This window comes from Flavobacterium olei (assembly GCF_039749035.1).
GTDB classification, from domain to species: domain Bacteria; phylum Bacteroidota; class Bacteroidia; order Flavobacteriales; family Flavobacteriaceae; genus Flavobacterium; species Flavobacterium olei.
The window spans coordinates 746,901-760,812 of record NZ_JBDKWC010000001.1 but is presented as its reverse complement, the minus strand read 5'-3'; the positions used below and the strand labels follow the sequence as shown (position 1 = coordinate 760,812).

The 13,912-nt window shown below is 35.2% G+C and carries 10 protein-coding genes and 3 tRNA genes; 6 read left to right on the top strand and 7 right to left on the bottom strand.

What is annotated here, in order from left to right; genetic code table 11:
- Nucleotides 1-13: 13 nt before the first annotated feature.
- The 3 genes from rimO to ABEB31_RS03245 form a co-directional block, all read right to left on the bottom strand.
- Nucleotides 14-1,327 (bottom strand): 30S ribosomal protein S12 methylthiotransferase RimO, encoded by a 1,314-nt coding sequence (gene rimO, locus ABEB31_RS03255; protein ID WP_347049906.1) that lies wholly within the window; start codon nucleotides 1,325-1,327, stop codon nucleotides 14-16.
- A 160-nt stretch (nucleotides 1,328-1,487) separates the two neighbouring features.
- Nucleotides 1,488-2,990, bottom strand: coding sequence for an OmpP1/FadL family transporter (locus tag ABEB31_RS03250; protein ID WP_347049905.1), 1,503 nt, complete (start codon nucleotides 2,988-2,990; stop codon nucleotides 1,488-1,490).
- 38 nt (nucleotides 2,991-3,028) lie between these two features.
- Complete coding sequence (locus ABEB31_RS03245) at nucleotides 3,029-4,021, bottom strand: hypothetical protein (protein WP_347049904.1); 993 nt, start codon at nucleotides 4,019-4,021, stop codon at nucleotides 3,029-3,031.
- 101 nt (nucleotides 4,022-4,122) lie between these two features.
- Here ABEB31_RS03245 and proS point away from each other — a divergent pair, with 101 nt between their 5' ends.
- From proS to rpsT, 5 genes are all read left to right on the top strand, one after another.
- The gene (proS, locus tag ABEB31_RS03240) at nucleotides 4,123-5,601 is read left to right on the top strand and encodes a proline--tRNA ligase (protein ID WP_347049903.1); all 1,479 of its coding nucleotides are present in this window, start codon (nucleotides 4,123-4,125) and stop codon (nucleotides 5,599-5,601) included.
- A 78-nt stretch (nucleotides 5,602-5,679) separates the two neighbouring features.
- Nucleotides 5,680-5,751, top strand: a tRNA-Glu gene (locus tag ABEB31_RS03235).
- Between the two features lie 44 nt (nucleotides 5,752-5,795).
- Nucleotides 5,796-5,867, top strand: a tRNA-Glu gene (locus ABEB31_RS03230).
- Nucleotides 5,868-5,909: 42 nt separating this feature from the next.
- A tRNA-Glu gene (locus tag ABEB31_RS03225) sits at nucleotides 5,910-5,981 on the top strand.
- Nucleotides 5,982-6,133: 152 nt separating this feature from the next.
- Nucleotides 6,134-6,385 carry a 30S ribosomal protein S20 gene (gene rpsT, locus ABEB31_RS03220; protein ID WP_012026903.1) on the top strand — a complete coding sequence of 84 codons (252 nt, stop codon included), beginning with the start codon at nucleotides 6,134-6,136 and terminating at the stop codon, nucleotides 6,383-6,385.
- Between the two features lie 129 nt (nucleotides 6,386-6,514).
- On the opposite strand, the gene ABEB31_RS03215 is transcribed toward rpsT, so the two are convergent.
- Both ABEB31_RS03215 and ABEB31_RS03210 read right to left on the bottom strand, forming a co-directional pair.
- Nucleotides 6,515-6,922, bottom strand: a complete 408-nt coding sequence (locus ABEB31_RS03215; RefSeq protein ID WP_347049902.1) for a response regulator — start codon at nucleotides 6,920-6,922, stop codon at nucleotides 6,515-6,517.
- 5 nt (nucleotides 6,923-6,927) lie between these two features.
- The gene (locus ABEB31_RS03210; RefSeq protein WP_347049901.1) at nucleotides 6,928-8,637 is read right to left on the bottom strand and encodes a PAS domain-containing sensor histidine kinase; all 1,710 of its coding nucleotides are present in this window, start codon (nucleotides 8,635-8,637) and stop codon (nucleotides 6,928-6,930) included.
- Between the two features lie 168 nt (nucleotides 8,638-8,805).
- On the opposite strand from ABEB31_RS03210, the gene typA reads away from it, so the two are divergent.
- Nucleotides 8,806-10,602, top strand: a complete 1,797-nt coding sequence (gene typA / locus ABEB31_RS03205; RefSeq protein WP_347049900.1) for a translational GTPase TypA — start codon at nucleotides 8,806-8,808, stop codon at nucleotides 10,600-10,602.
- A 112-nt stretch (nucleotides 10,603-10,714) separates the two neighbouring features.
- Here typA and ABEB31_RS03200 read toward each other — a convergent pair whose 3' ends face one another.
- Together ABEB31_RS03200 and ABEB31_RS03195 are read right to left on the bottom strand one after the other, a co-directional pair.
- Nucleotides 10,715-13,060 carry a choice-of-anchor L domain-containing protein gene (locus tag ABEB31_RS03200; protein ID WP_347049899.1) on the bottom strand — a complete coding sequence of 782 codons (2,346 nt, stop codon included), beginning with the start codon at nucleotides 13,058-13,060 and terminating at the stop codon, nucleotides 10,715-10,717.
- 13 nt (nucleotides 13,061-13,073) lie between these two features.
- Complete coding sequence (locus ABEB31_RS03195; protein WP_347049898.1) at nucleotides 13,074-13,910, bottom strand: ABC transporter permease; 837 nt, start codon at nucleotides 13,908-13,910, stop codon at nucleotides 13,074-13,076.
- Nucleotides 13,911-13,912: the final 2 nt, after the last annotated feature.

Here is a 13,912-nt window from a genome sequence, read left to right as displayed (position 1 = left end):
GTTCTGTGTAAATTTAAGCAGGTTCTCCGTATAAATCAAATTCTGTTGCTTCAATTATTTTTATATTAACAAATTCTCCTGTTTTTACGTAATGTTTAGAAGCATCAATTAAAACTTCGTTGTCAACATCCGGACTGTCAAATTCTGTACGGCCCACAAAATGGGCGCCTTCTTTTCTGTCAATAATACATTTGAAAGTTTTACCCACTTTTTCCTGGTTTAAATCCCATGAAATTTGCGACTGCAATTCCATAATTTCATTTGCTCTTGCTTGTTTGACATCATCAGGAACATCATCTTCCAGTAAGTAAGCGTGCGTATTTTCTTCATGAGAGTAAGCGAAACATCCCATTCGGTCAAATTTCATTTCCTGCACAAAATCTTTCAAAATTTCGAAATCTTCCTGAGTTTCTCCCGGATATCCAACAATTAGAGTTGTTCTAATTGCCATTCCAGGAACCGCAGCACGAAAATCTTTTAATAATTGAGTCGTTTTGGCCTGGGTTGTACCACGACGCATAGATTTTAAAATGGAATCTGAAATATGCTGTAGCGGAATATCTATATAATTACAGATTTTAGGTTCGCGTTTCATTAACTCTAGAACGTCCATTGGGAATCCAGTTGGATAAGCATAATGAAGACGAATCCATTCAATACCTTCAACCTTTGCCAGTTCTTCTAAAAGTTCGGCAAGATTTCTCTTTTTATAAAGATCAAGTCCGTAATACGTTAAGTCCTGAGCAATTAATATCAATTCCTTAACTCCGTTTTTAGCCAAACCCTGCGCTTCTTTCACTAATTTTTCAATCGGCTGAGAAACGTGGGTTCCTCTCATTAACGGAATTGCACAAAAACTGCAAGGTCTGTCGCAGCCTTCTGCAATTTTTAAATAGGCATAATTTTTTGGAGTGGTAGTTAAACGTTCTCCCAATAATTCATGTTTGTAATCTGCTCCTAAAGCTTTTAATAACTGAGGAAGCTCAGTAGTTCCAAAATATTGATCAACGTTCGGAATTTCTTTTTCTAAATCTGGTCTGTAACGCTCAGATAAACATCCTGTCACAAAAACTTTGTCTACAAGGCCTCTGTCTTTTTTATCGGCATATTCCAAAATCATGTTTACCGATTCTGCTTTAGCATTATCAATAAATCCGCAAGTGTTAATTACAATAATGTTTCCTTCCTTTTCCGCCGGAGCTTCATGCTCAACTTCTTTTCCGTTGGCGCGAAGCTGTCCCATAAGGACTTCACTGTCATAAACATTTTTTGAACACCCAAGAGTGATTACGTTAATTTTGTTCTTTTTTAAAGACTTGGTTCTCATAGTTTTATAAATTGGAGTGCAAAATTACACTTTTTTTATTCAAACCACGCTAGTTTCGGTTTGTTTTAGCGGTTTTTTGTGAAGTTGATTCCTTATAGATAAAAAAAAACCGTCAAGTTTAAGCTTGACGGAAATTTTCATTCATCTATTTAATTCTTAATTACAATTCAAATAATAAGCTAAGTGTTACATTGTTTAATTTAGAAGTGACTTCAGCTCCATCGGTAAATCCTCTGGAGAAAAAACCCTGATTTGATTTTCTTTCTAAATAAGAGTAAGCTAAATCTACTTTTGTTGATCCGAAATTATATCCCAAACCGGCAGAATAACTATTTAATTCTCCAATTGTGATTCCATTTTTGTATGGACTGTCTTCATAACGATATCCCGCTCTTAAGCTTAATTGTTCGATTTTGTATTCAGCGCCAATGCGAAGCTCGCCCGTGTTTGTTAAAGCGTTGCTGATATCATTGTTTAATTCTCTGAAACCACTATCACTTGTAGGCTTGAATTTACTGTTTCCGTAGTTTCTGATGCCATAATCAATGCTTAATAAACCCGATTTTCCGAACACGTATGCGGCGCTAAAAGTCCATTTGTCCGGTGTTTGCAGAGTGTAAGATTCATATACATTTACAATGTTTGGATTCACAGAGTTGTTAAAAGTTTCACCTGCGTTAGTTTCTGTTGTAGAATATAAGCTTTGTGATACTTCATCATAAAGCTCATACCATGTATTTGATTCATATGCTATTCCAAGTCTGAAAGCATCTGTAACTTTTCCAATTGCTCCAAGTTGAAAAGAAAAACCATTTCCATAGGTATAAAGTTCATTATTGAAACGTACATTAGAAATTGTTTCATTTGTCTCTAGAGGATTCTTGTTGAATTCGTAGAAACTTGATGATCTTCTGTAGTCTGTAACATGAACATTTAAGTTTGCTCCTAGGTATAATCTGTCTTTGTAAGAGGTCGCAATGTTAAAACTTACTTTGCTATTATAGCCTCTAGTGTATACTTCATTTTCTTGATGGTAATTTCCTCCAGCAGGAACGTTTGTGAAATATTGTGTGTTGTTATTGTCACCTGTCACAGGATTGATAACGTATCCTTCAAGTCCAAAAAAAGCCTGTTGTTCTCTATAGCCTAAATCTGTATAATCGGCATTTGCAATGCTTCCCAATGGAATCCCGTTTGCATAATCTAAGAAATATCCATCTATAGAATTCGTCGGGTTGGTTCCTGCGGAGAAAACATTGTTGTTAAAGTTATTCGTGTTTTCGTATGTCGCACCAATCGCTATTTTATTCCATCCATTATTTGGATTGTGGTCTTTAAAAACAAATACAGCTCCCGCTTCATTTAAAATAAAAGAATTCTCTTTCTCAGATGTCTGAGTGCCAAAATAATTAGAATTGTTTTTTATGTTCTGATTGCTAAAAGTCACTCCAACCTGATTGCTGCTAAAAACCGCAGACCCGGCAGGATTGACACTCAAAGCAGATAAATCTCCTCCAACAGCTCCAAAAGCACCACCCATAGCTCTAAATCTCGCGGTTCCGGTCAAGTTGTCCTGAGAATAACGCAGAGCATCCGAAACTTCTTGTGAGTAAGACGCGCTGACAGTCAGTCCTGTTATAAATAGGAAAAATATTTTTTTCATTTTGATAAGTTTAAATTGAATAAATAATGCCGGGAAAATTATCTTCTACCGCCTCCGCCGCCAGATCTCATTCCTCCGCCGCCTCCGCCGCCAGATGATCTCATACTTCCGCCACCACCACTGCTATTCATTGAGCGGGAAGGGCTGCTAGGAGTATAGCTTCTTGATGATCCGCTGTTATTGCTCGGAGTGTAGCTTCTGTTTGTTGTATTTCCGCTGCTGTTATTATTGTACGATCTTCTGTTGCTGTACGTGCTGTAATCTGAACTTCCGCTAGTGCCTCTTCTGTTTGTAAATGTCGGACTTGAAGTTCTTCCGTTTACATTCGAGCTTCTTCTAAAGTCACTATAGCTGTTAGATGATCTGTTTGTAGAATAATTTCTGTTGGTTGTGTAACTTCCTCTGTTTGTGCTATAGTTTCTGTTAGTTGAATAAGCTCTGTTAGACGAGTAGTTTCTGTTTGTGGCGTAATTTCTGCTTCCGTAATAAGCGGCAGAACCTCTTCTTCCGTAACTGTAGTTATAATTATTGTAGCCGTAATATCCTCCCCAATAACCTGGATATCCCCATCCTGGGTAACCCCAACCCGGATAGCCCCATCCCGAGTATCCCCAGCCGTAATATCCTCCGTATCCCCAGCCGTAATAAGGGTATCCCATCCCAAATCCTAATGACCATGTTGGGTTAGAATAGACATTTACTGAAACTTCTGAATTACCGCTGCCCCAAGCCGGGTAGCTAACAGAAGCTGTTTGTGTGCTGTCATTTTCAGCATAATTAGTATAATTGTCAACATCGGTAAATATCTCAGTTGGCTGATTATCGTCTTGTAGTGATCTGAAGTAATCCTTGTATTGATTGTTCGTGCCATTGTTGGCCTGAACACGAACAGTAGATGATTTACCATAAACTCCGTCATTATCGTAATAAGAAGAATTCTGGTAAGAACCACATGACGCAAGTAATAAACTCATTAATCCAATTAAGTAAAAATGACCAGAGTTTTGGCGAAGAGAAATGTTAGTTTTCATATCTGTGGTGTTTTTTATTGTTGCACATTACAAAAATAGTTAGTTTTGTCAAACTATTTAGTTAAAATTATTAAAACAAAATTTGTGCCAAACTATATAATATGAGTAAGAACCTTACTACTAGATCAGAAGATTATTCGAAATGGTATAATGAACTGGTTGTCAAAGCAGATTTAGCCGAAAATTCAGGAGTTAGAGGGTGTATGGTGATTAAACCATACGGATATGCAATATGGGAAAAAATGCAGGCTGAGTTAGACAGAATGTTTAAAGAAACTGGACATCAAAATGCTTATTTTCCTCTATTTGTGCCTAAAAGCATGTTTGAGGCGGAAGAGAAAAATGCAGAGGGATTTGCGAAAGAATGTGCGGTTGTAACTCATTACAGATTAAAAAATGATCCTGATAAACCTGGAAAACTAATGGTGGACCCAAATGCTAAACTGGAGGAGGAGCTTATAGTGCGTCCAACAAGTGAAGCTATTATTTGGTCGACCTATAAAGGCTGGGTGCAGTCTTACAGAGATTTGCCTTTATTGATAAATCAATGGGCCAACGTGGTCCGCTGGGAAATGCGTACGCGTTTGTTTTTAAGAACTGCAGAATTTTTGTGGCAGGAAGGACATACGGCCCATGCTACAAAAGCGGAAGCTGTTGAAGAGTCTGAAAAAATGATGAATGTTTATGCAGAATTTGCAGAGAACTTTATGGCTATTCCGGTAGTAAAAGGTATTAAAACGGAAACTGAACGCTTTGCAGGGGCAGATGAAACCTATTGTATTGAAGCATTAATGCAGGATGGAAAAGCGTTACAGGCTGGTACTTCGCATTTCTTAGGTCAGAACTTTGCAAAAGCATTTGATGTTAAGTTTGCTAACGCAGAAGGAAAACAAGAATATGTTTGGGGAACTTCATGGGGAGTTTCTACCCGTTTAATGGGAGCCTTAATCATGACGCATTCTGACGATCAGGGATTGGTTCTTCCTCCAAATTTAGCTCCAATACAAGTGGTTATTGTTCCTATATATAAAACAGACGAACAATTGGCTCAGATTACAGAAGCTGTTGCTGATTTAACTGCTAAACTCAGAAAATTAAAAATCACGGTTAAGTTTGATGACAGAACGACACAAAAGCCAGGATTTAAATTTGCAGAATGGGAGTTAAAAGGAGTACCTGTGCGTATTGCTGTGGGGCCAAAAGATTTGGAAAATGGAACTTTTGAAGTTGCAAGACGTGATACTTTGTCAAAAGAAGTAGTTGCTGCAAACGGAATTGTAAATTATGTAAATGATCTTTTAGAGCAAATTCAAAATGATTTATTTACCAAAGCTTTGGAGTATCGAAATACCCATATTACAGAAGTAAATAATTTTGAGGAGTTTAAAGAAGTTCTGGAAGAAAAAGGAGGGTTTTTATCTGCTCATTGGGATGGAACTGCAGAGACAGAAGAGAAGATAAAAGAGCTTACAAAAGCAACGATTCGATGCATTGCATTGGATGCTGTTGAAGAGGCGGGAACCTGTGTATTTACTAGGAAACCTTCTTCGAAAAGAGTGCTTTTTGCAAAGGCATATTAAAAAAAAATATATTTTTTTTGCCTTGACTATTGCGCAACTAAAAAATAGATGTATCTTTGCATCCGCATTAGAGAAGCAGGCCCGTTCGTCTATCGGTTAGGACGCATGGTTTTCATCCATGTAAGAGCGGTTCGATTCCGCTACGGGCTACTACTTTTTTACTGCGATATGTTATTTAACTTAATGTTAAAAATGGCCCGTTCGTCTATCGGTTAGGACGCATGGTTTTCATCCATGTAAGAGCGGTTCGATTCCGCTACGGGCTACAATATTCAATTGATTTAAATTGAAGAAAACTTAGAAGAATTGGTCTGTTCGTCTAGGGGTTAGGACTCCAGGCTTTCGTCCTGGTAACAGGGGTTCGATTCCCTTACAGACTACAAAATTAGTTGTGAATAAGTTTTATAAAATAAAAATTGGTGTCTCGGTTTTTGTTTTGTTAGTTAAAACCAAAGTGATTGTTTTGCAATTGTGGGAGGTTTTTCTTTTTTAGCTAGTATCTATAATAATTATTACATCTAAAATTAAAAAAATGGCAAATCATAAGTCAGCATTAAAAAGAATCAGAAGCAACGAAAAAAGAAGAGTTCTTAACAGATATCAGCATAAAACTACTCGTAATGCTATCAAAGCATTAAGATTAGCTACTGATAAATCTGATGCAGCTGCAAAATTATCAACAGTTATTTCAATGATTGATAAATTAGCTAAAAAGAACATCATTCACGATAATAAAGCTTCTAACCTGAAGTCTAAATTAACGAAACATGTTGCTAAATTGTAATTAAAACAATTTATTACTTATATAAAAAGTCCTCTAAGAGAGGACTTTTTTTTTTGTTTGTGCATTTTGTGAATTCCATATAAAAATCCAAATTCTATTCTTAAGCTTTAGAATTTGGATTTTTTTTGTCTAGAGGTTGATTTTCTTTTTAAGATAATCCAGCATTTGTTGTGTAATGGGTTTAGAAAGAAAATCTATAATTATTGGATATTTTTTTGCTTTTGCAAGATCTTCAGGGTCAATAGTAGAAGACAATACTATAACAGGTGCCGAATTAAATTCGCTATAATCCGGAGAAGTAAAATGATCTAAAAATTCCCAGCCGCCCATTATTGGCATATTCAGGTCTAAGAAGATTAATTCTGGTTTTCTTTTATTTTTGTCGTTTGTATATTTTAAAATATTGAAGTAGTGAAGGGCTTCTTCGCCATTTTGAGCTGTTATGACTTCATGAGAAAATGAAGATTTAGAAATTACTTTTTTGCATAACATCAGTGTGATCGGATCATCGTCAATGCATAAAATCTGCTCCAGCATAATAATTAATTTTTAAATGTGATTGTAAATGTAGTTCCTTTGTTAACTTCACTGTCAATAGAAATTGTTCCTCCCATTGTTTCTACCTGTGATTTCACAAGATACAAGCCAAGTCCTTTGCTGTCAGGGTAATTATGAAATCTTTGATAAAGTCCAAATACTTTATCCCTGTTTCTTTCCAAATCAATTCCAATTCCATTGTCTTTAAAAGTTAAAATTGTTTTGTTGTCAATGTTTTCTGCTATTATAGAAATCTTGAGTTTTCTGTTTTCAGATTTATATTTTATAGAATTGGTAAGTAAATTTAATAAAATGCTTTCTATATAAGCTTTGTTTATAATGAGTTTTGGAGCTTTTTCAAACTTTAGTTTAATTATTGGTTTGTGCAATTCTATTTGAAAAGAGAGCTGACTGAAAACATTTTCAAAAACTTCCTGTAAAGATACATCTTCTTTTTGCATCGAAGGATTATCTTTAATAATGATCACCTTAACTAAATCATTTATCGTTTCATTTAGCAAATGCGTCGATTTGGTAAAGCCAGCCAGAATTTCTTTTAGTTCTTCATTTTCTAAAGGGATGTCTTCAATTAAATTTAAAAGTCCGATTAGATTGGAAAGTGGTGCTCTGAGATTGTGTGAAGTAATGTACGAAAACTGTTTAAGATCCTTGTTATTCTGTGTGAGCTCGCGAATAAGATGTTCTTTTTCGGTTTCGAGTTTTTTCTCTTCTGTAATATCTCTTTGTATGGAAATCCAGTGTGTAATTATATTTTCATTATTAAAAATCGGAATCATAGAAAAACGTACCCAATACTCTTCTTTGTTTTTGGTGTAAGTAATCGTTTCAATGAGACATTCTTCTTCATTTTTTATTGCTGTTAAAAGCTTTTTTAATTCTTCTGAATCAGATTTCGGACCTTTAAAAATACTTGCAGATTTTCCTATTATTTCAGTGGACTGATAGCCGGACATTTGAGAAAATGCCGGGTTAACATATACTATTTTGGGTATTTTATGCTCAGCAGAATTGGCTTCGGTAATTAAAATCGAATCTTTAGATTGGGTAATTACAGTTTCCAGAAGTTTTAATCGTTGCTCTTCTTCTTTTTGTTTCGTAATATCCTGAATCGCACCAATCATTCTAATGGCTCTTCCGTTCTCGTCTTTGAGTAAAAAACCTCTGTCCAGAACATATTTGTACGTGTCGTCTGCACATTTGAAACGGTATTGATCCTGCCATTTTTGGGTTTTTTGTTCAATAAAAGAATATAATTTTATGGACATTCGGATGCTGTCTTCGGGGTGAATTTTGTCAAACCACCATTTAGAAGTTTTGCCCACTTCTTCGGGATTGTAACCAAAAACGCTTTCAATTCCTTTGTTCCAATTAATGCTGTCTTCCTGAATTTTCCAGTCCCATATTGTGTCGCTTGTAGCTTTTGCTACGATGTCATATTTCTCATTAGATTCTTTTATTTCTTCGTTGGTTTTGTTTAACTTTTCGAAGACGGAGATATTTCTTTTTTCATTTTTAGCAAGTATAAATCTGAAAACCAGTCCTGTAATTAATATAAACAAGATGTCTTTAATGAGTGATAAATACAGATAATCTGAAGATGAAAACCACGTTATAAGTAATTTATGACATAGGTACGCCATAATTAACGAGATGATGGTATAAATAAGAGTAATTTGGAGCGTTTTACTTTTCATCACTTCAAATATAGTTAATTTAACTATAACTAAACGTATGTAAATGTCATTTTGAAGCCGTTATTTTGGTGTTTTTGATTAACTAATTGATTGTATATACGCAAACTATGTCAGAAACGTTTTTTTTTAGAAAATAAAGTGTACCTTTGCGCCCATTAAAAATCACAGATGGAATCTATTAGAAACATTGCAATTATTGCCCACGTCGATCACGGTAAAACCACTTTGGTTGATAAAATTATGTATCACTGTCAATTATTTCGTGACAACGAAAACACAGGTGATTTAATTCTTGATAATAACGATTTAGAGCGTGAGAGAGGTATTACTATTACTTCTAAAAACGTTTCTGTTCAATATAAAGGAACAAAAATCAATATTATTGATACTCCCGGTCACGCCGATTTTGGAGGTGAAGTAGAACGTGTATTGAACATGGCCGATGGTGTTTGTTTGCTAGTTGATGCTTTCGAGGGACCAATGCCTCAAACTCGTTTCGTTTTGCAAAAAGCGATCGATTTAGGATTGAAACCTTGTGTAGTTATCAATAAAGTAGATAAAGAAAACTGTACGCCGGAAGAAGTTCACGAGAAAGTTTTCGACTTAATGTTTGAATTAGGTGCTACTGAAGAACAATTAGATTTCCCAACTGTTTACGGTTCTGCTAAAAACAACTGGATGTCTGATGATTTTAGAAACCAAACTGAAAACATCGAACCATTATTAGACATGGTTATCGAGCATGTACCTGCTCCTAAGGTATCAGAAGGAACTCCTCAGATGTTAATTACATCTTTAGATTTCTCTGCTTTTACAGGTCGTATCGCAATTGGTCGTCTTGAAAGAGGTGTCTTAAAAGAAGGAATGCCAATATCTTTAGTAAAAAGAGATGGTACTGTAACAAAATCAAGAATTAAAGAATTACATACTTTTGAAGGTCTTGGACGTAAAAAAGTAACAGAAGTAATCGCTGGAGATATTTGTGCTGTTGTTGGAGTAGAAGGTTTTGAAATTGGTGATACTATCGCTGATCATGAAAATCCTGAAGGTCTAACTTCTATCGCTATTGATGAGCCAACAATGAGTATGTTATTTACTATTAATGACTCTCCATTCTTTGGTAAAGAGGGTAAATTTGTTACTTCTCGTCATATTAGAGAAAGACTAACAAAAGAATTAGAGAAAAACTTAGCTATGAAGTTAGGTGAAACTGATTCTGCTGATAAATTTATGGTTTTTGGCCGTGGTGTACTTCACTTATCTGTTCTTATTGAAACAATGAGAAGAGAAGGATATGAGTTACAAATTGGTCAGCCACAAGTTATCATCAAAGAAATTGATGGTAAAAAATGTGAGCCTATCGAAGAATTAACAATCGACTTACCGGAAAACCTTTCAGGTAGAGCAGTTGAATTTGTTACGCTTCGTAAAGGTGAAATGCTTTCTATGGAAACTAAAGGTGAGCGTATGATTATCAAATTCAATATCCCATCTCGTGGAATTATTGGTTTAAGAAATCAATTGCTTACTGCAACAGCTGGTGAGGCTATTATGTCGCACCGTTTTATTGGATATGAGCCTTACAAAGGAGAAATTGCCGGACGTAATAAAGGTTCATTGATTTCTATGGAAAAAGGAAAAGCTATTCCTTATTCTATCGATAAATTACAGGATCGTGGTAAGTTTTTTGTTGAACCAAATACTGAAATTTACGAAGGACAGGTAATTGGTGAAAACTCTCGTGGAGATGATATGTGTGTAAACGTAACGAAAGAGAAAAAACAGTCTAACGTTCGTTCTTCAGGAAATGATGAAAAAGCGAGAATTATCCCTCCAATCATTTTCTCTTTAGAGGAAGCTTTAGAGTACATTCAAAAAGATGAGTACGTAGAGGTAACGCCAAAATCTATTCGTTTAAGAAAAATCTACTTGACAGAAACTGATAGAAAAAGATTTAAAGTGTAATCATTTTAAACTTCATATAAAAAATCCCAAATTCCTTTCAGGAGTTTGGGATTTTTTTATGCTTACTATTTGCGGACTTTCTGTTTTATTTATAAATAGATAAAATATCCAGTTATCTTTTGAGACTAAAATGGCCTTTTACATTCTTTCCGTTTACAAATAAAAGAGTAAACCAATAATCGTCAGATGGTAATTCCTGGCCATTGTAAATTCCGTTCCATCCGGCAGCGTTCTGATTCATTTGTTTTAACAATCTGCCATAGCGATCAAAAATCGAAAGCGAATAATCAGGCATTTCATCCATGTTTTTAATACTCCATAAATCGTTATATCCGTCACCATTCGGTGTAAAAAAACGTGGATAATCTAAAACATAAACTAAAAACGAGTTAGATAGGCCACAACCATTTTTGTCGCGCGCAACCACATTGTAAATTCCCGGATTTACCTGGGAAAAAGTAGAAGCCTCCTGAAAAACAGATCCGTCAAGCGAAAATTCATAATCCCCAACTCCTGTATGTCGAATTTGTAATGTATTCTCGTTTCCTGAGAAATCTTTTACGTCGACTCCGGTAATTACTGCTGGTTCAGATGATATTACTTTGAATTTTTTAGTTTTCTGACAATCATTATAATCAGTTACTAAAACAGCATAATCTCCGGGAGCATTAATTAAGGTGGAGTTGGCCGTATCGCCATTTGACCAGTTATAGGTTTTGAAGCCAGAAGGCAGTGTTAGAGTTATTTGTTCTCCTTTGCATAAATAAAGCGTTTCGTCTTCAAAGTTTGGAGGATTAAAGGTATGTACAATTAATTCAACGGGAACAATATCATAGCAATCAGATCCGTTTATTACGCGTGCGTAAATAGTTTGGCTGTTTGCAGCTGTATTCTTAAAATTATTTGATATCGTATTGTTTTCCGTTACCGCGTCATTTGCAGTTAAGAAATAATTGACCACCAATCCCGGAGGCAGGCCCTTAAGTATTTGCGGCGTTACCTGGGCGTTTAAATCAAATTGATACAGGCCATCCTGTATTTCATCTCCATCGCAAGTTGCAATGGACGATTGGTCCGGAATATTAGTGGCGGAAACAATTAATTTGACTTCTGGGGTGGAGTAACAGCCATATTTATTTTCGATTCTGGCAAAGATAATCTGATTTGGAATTTTGTTCGTATAACGCTCCGGATTCATGATTGGATTTGCCTTTGTCCTGGCATCTGCCAGTGTTTCGTAATAACCCTGATTGGTGATATCGGTATTATTATTTTTTACAATAGTAGCGACTTTTGTCAAATTAAAAATGCTAAGACCATCGGTATTATCATCGCATTGCAGCAGAGCAGTATTTGTAGAAGCAATTTCCGGTTCAAACTCCACAGTAATTTCTCCCACAGATATGCATGTTGTCCCATTTAATGCAGCTTCAACTTTGTAAGTTCCCGGTGTGATTACTGCATAAGTTGGCGTTGTTGCTCCGGATAACGTTACATAATTATTAGAAGCATCTTTGATAGACCATTTAAAGCTATAATCTGCTGCGCTTAGTTTAGTATCTAAAACGTAATTTTCTCCAAAACAAACCGGACTATTATTTGCTCTGGTACGATCCTCGCCAAAATTTATTCGTGTTACAAAACTTCCTGCCTCAATAAAAACGGCAGAATTAAATTGTCGGGTTTCATCGTCGGCAATAACAAGTTTTAAATGGTACTTTTTATTAGGAATTACATCTGTCGAGGCATTCATCACTACAGTTTGACCAGCGTAATTTATAGGGCTTGATGGAGAATTGTAACCATTATAATAAGCTTCATTAGATGCTTCGCAACCTTTGGGAACGCCATTTATAATTACGGGATCAATTTTGGGATGTACTGTAATTGCAGAAACAGCTGTAGTAGAATTGGGTAAAATAGCCAGGTTTTTATATGCATCAGCGCTTCCTGCTTCCTTAATTAAAAAAGCAAAACCATCTGAAAACTCACAGGGGAAATAAGACTGGTATTCATTTGAGGCGAAAATATAATTAAAGCTTATAGAATTCGTTAATGCTGTAAAATCAAATTCTAAAACTGTTGCCTGCCTGCTGTTGGTAATTTGTAGAACCTTATCCATATCGGCATCACCATTCCATCCTGAAACTTGTTCGCCTTTAGAATCAGACTGGTTGTAAGGTCCCTCTGCTCTTATGCTCGAGGAGGTGCTTAAAACCAGTCCGCCTGAAAAAGGAAAATTACTTCCGGCCGTAAAGGATCCGTAACTTTGTCTGCCTGGTGTTGGATTTCCGGAAGCGGTAACATTTTCGATAGTAATACAAGAACTGTTGATTAAAATATTTTCAATTAAATCTGTCGGAGTTGTATTTGAATTAACAGAAATGTTCTGAGCACTTATTTTAGAAAAAAAACAGCACAAAACAGAAATAAAAATTAAAGTTTTTTGAAGACCCATAGTAGCAAATATACTACAAATCTCTATTTTTTAATAGCTTGTATGAAAAATAAACAAACAGGGAAGTCCAGATTAAAACAATCAAAACAGCAAAATAATCAACACCATAATTGCTCTCTGTTTCAATTCCCATTTGTGAGCCAATATTTTTAATAACAGACAATCTTGGTCCAGGATTAACAATTAAATTAGACATGGATTCTAAGGGGAAAAACTGCATGACTTTTTCATCTGTATCGCTTTCAGGAAAAATCTTAAAAGCTAATATACCTTTTATAATACCTTCAATGATGCTCCAGACTAAAAGAAAACCAAGTGCAAACGCAGAACGTTTAACTAAAATTCCCAAAAACAAACAGAAAGAAAAAAATCCGGTCAATTTTACAAAAAAGGCTAACAAATAATCGAGATCGCTAAAGACAATACTAAATTCTGTGTACGAAGAAAAAACATATCCTAAGATTAAGCTCATTATAAAAACAAAAACAGTAGAGCCGAAAGCAAATAAAACTACGGTTAAGAATTTTGACAGAATAAATTCTTTTTTGCTTAAACCATCTATAAGGTTTTGTTTTAATGTACCATAGCTGTATTCATTTGCCATCATAGAAACGATTACTATCGCCAAAAAGAATTTGAGCCAGGCGGCAACGTACGTATTAAAATGCCAGATAAAAGGGAAGTTGAAAATACCCATTTCGGCTAAATGAAATTTAAAAATACCAATATCAAATTTTATCGCAGCAATAAGTGCAATAAAAGAAAGTAATATAAAATAAGTTAAGGTTAAAACTCTACTGGCTTTATTCATCCAGATTTTTTGCAATTCTATAGAAAGAAGTCTTTTCATGG

Excerpts from the sequence above, each read along its gene's own strand:
- rimO (WP_347049906.1), bottom strand. The coding sequence starts at position 1,327 with ATGAGAACCAAGTCTTTAAAAAAGAACAAAATTAACGTAATCACTCTT.
- ABEB31_RS03250 (WP_347049905.1), bottom strand. The coding sequence starts at position 2,990 with ATGAAAAAAATATTTTTCCTATTTATAACAGGACTGACTGTCAGCGCG.
- ABEB31_RS03245 (WP_347049904.1), bottom strand. The coding sequence starts at position 4,021 with ATGAAAACTAACATTTCTCTTCGCCAAAACTCTGGTCATTTTTACTTA.
- proS (WP_347049903.1), top strand. The coding sequence starts at position 4,123 with ATGAGTAAGAACCTTACTACTAGATCAGAAGATTATTCGAAATGGTAT.
- rpsT (WP_012026903.1), top strand. The coding sequence starts at position 6,134 with ATGGCAAATCATAAGTCAGCATTAAAAAGAATCAGAAGCAACGAAAAA.
- ABEB31_RS03215 (WP_347049902.1), bottom strand. The coding sequence starts at position 6,922 with ATGCTGGAGCAGATTTTATGCATTGACGATGATCCGATCACACTGATG.
- ABEB31_RS03210 (WP_347049901.1), bottom strand. The coding sequence starts at position 8,637 with ATGAAAAGTAAAACGCTCCAAATTACTCTTATTTATACCATCATCTCG.
- typA (WP_347049900.1), top strand. The coding sequence starts at position 8,806 with ATGGAATCTATTAGAAACATTGCAATTATTGCCCACGTCGATCACGGT.
- ABEB31_RS03200 (WP_347049899.1), bottom strand. The coding sequence starts at position 13,060 with ATGGGTCTTCAAAAAACTTTAATTTTTATTTCTGTTTTGTGCTGTTTT.
- ABEB31_RS03195 (WP_347049898.1), bottom strand. The coding sequence starts at position 13,910 with ATGAAAAGACTTCTTTCTATAGAATTGCAAAAAATCTGGATGAATAAA.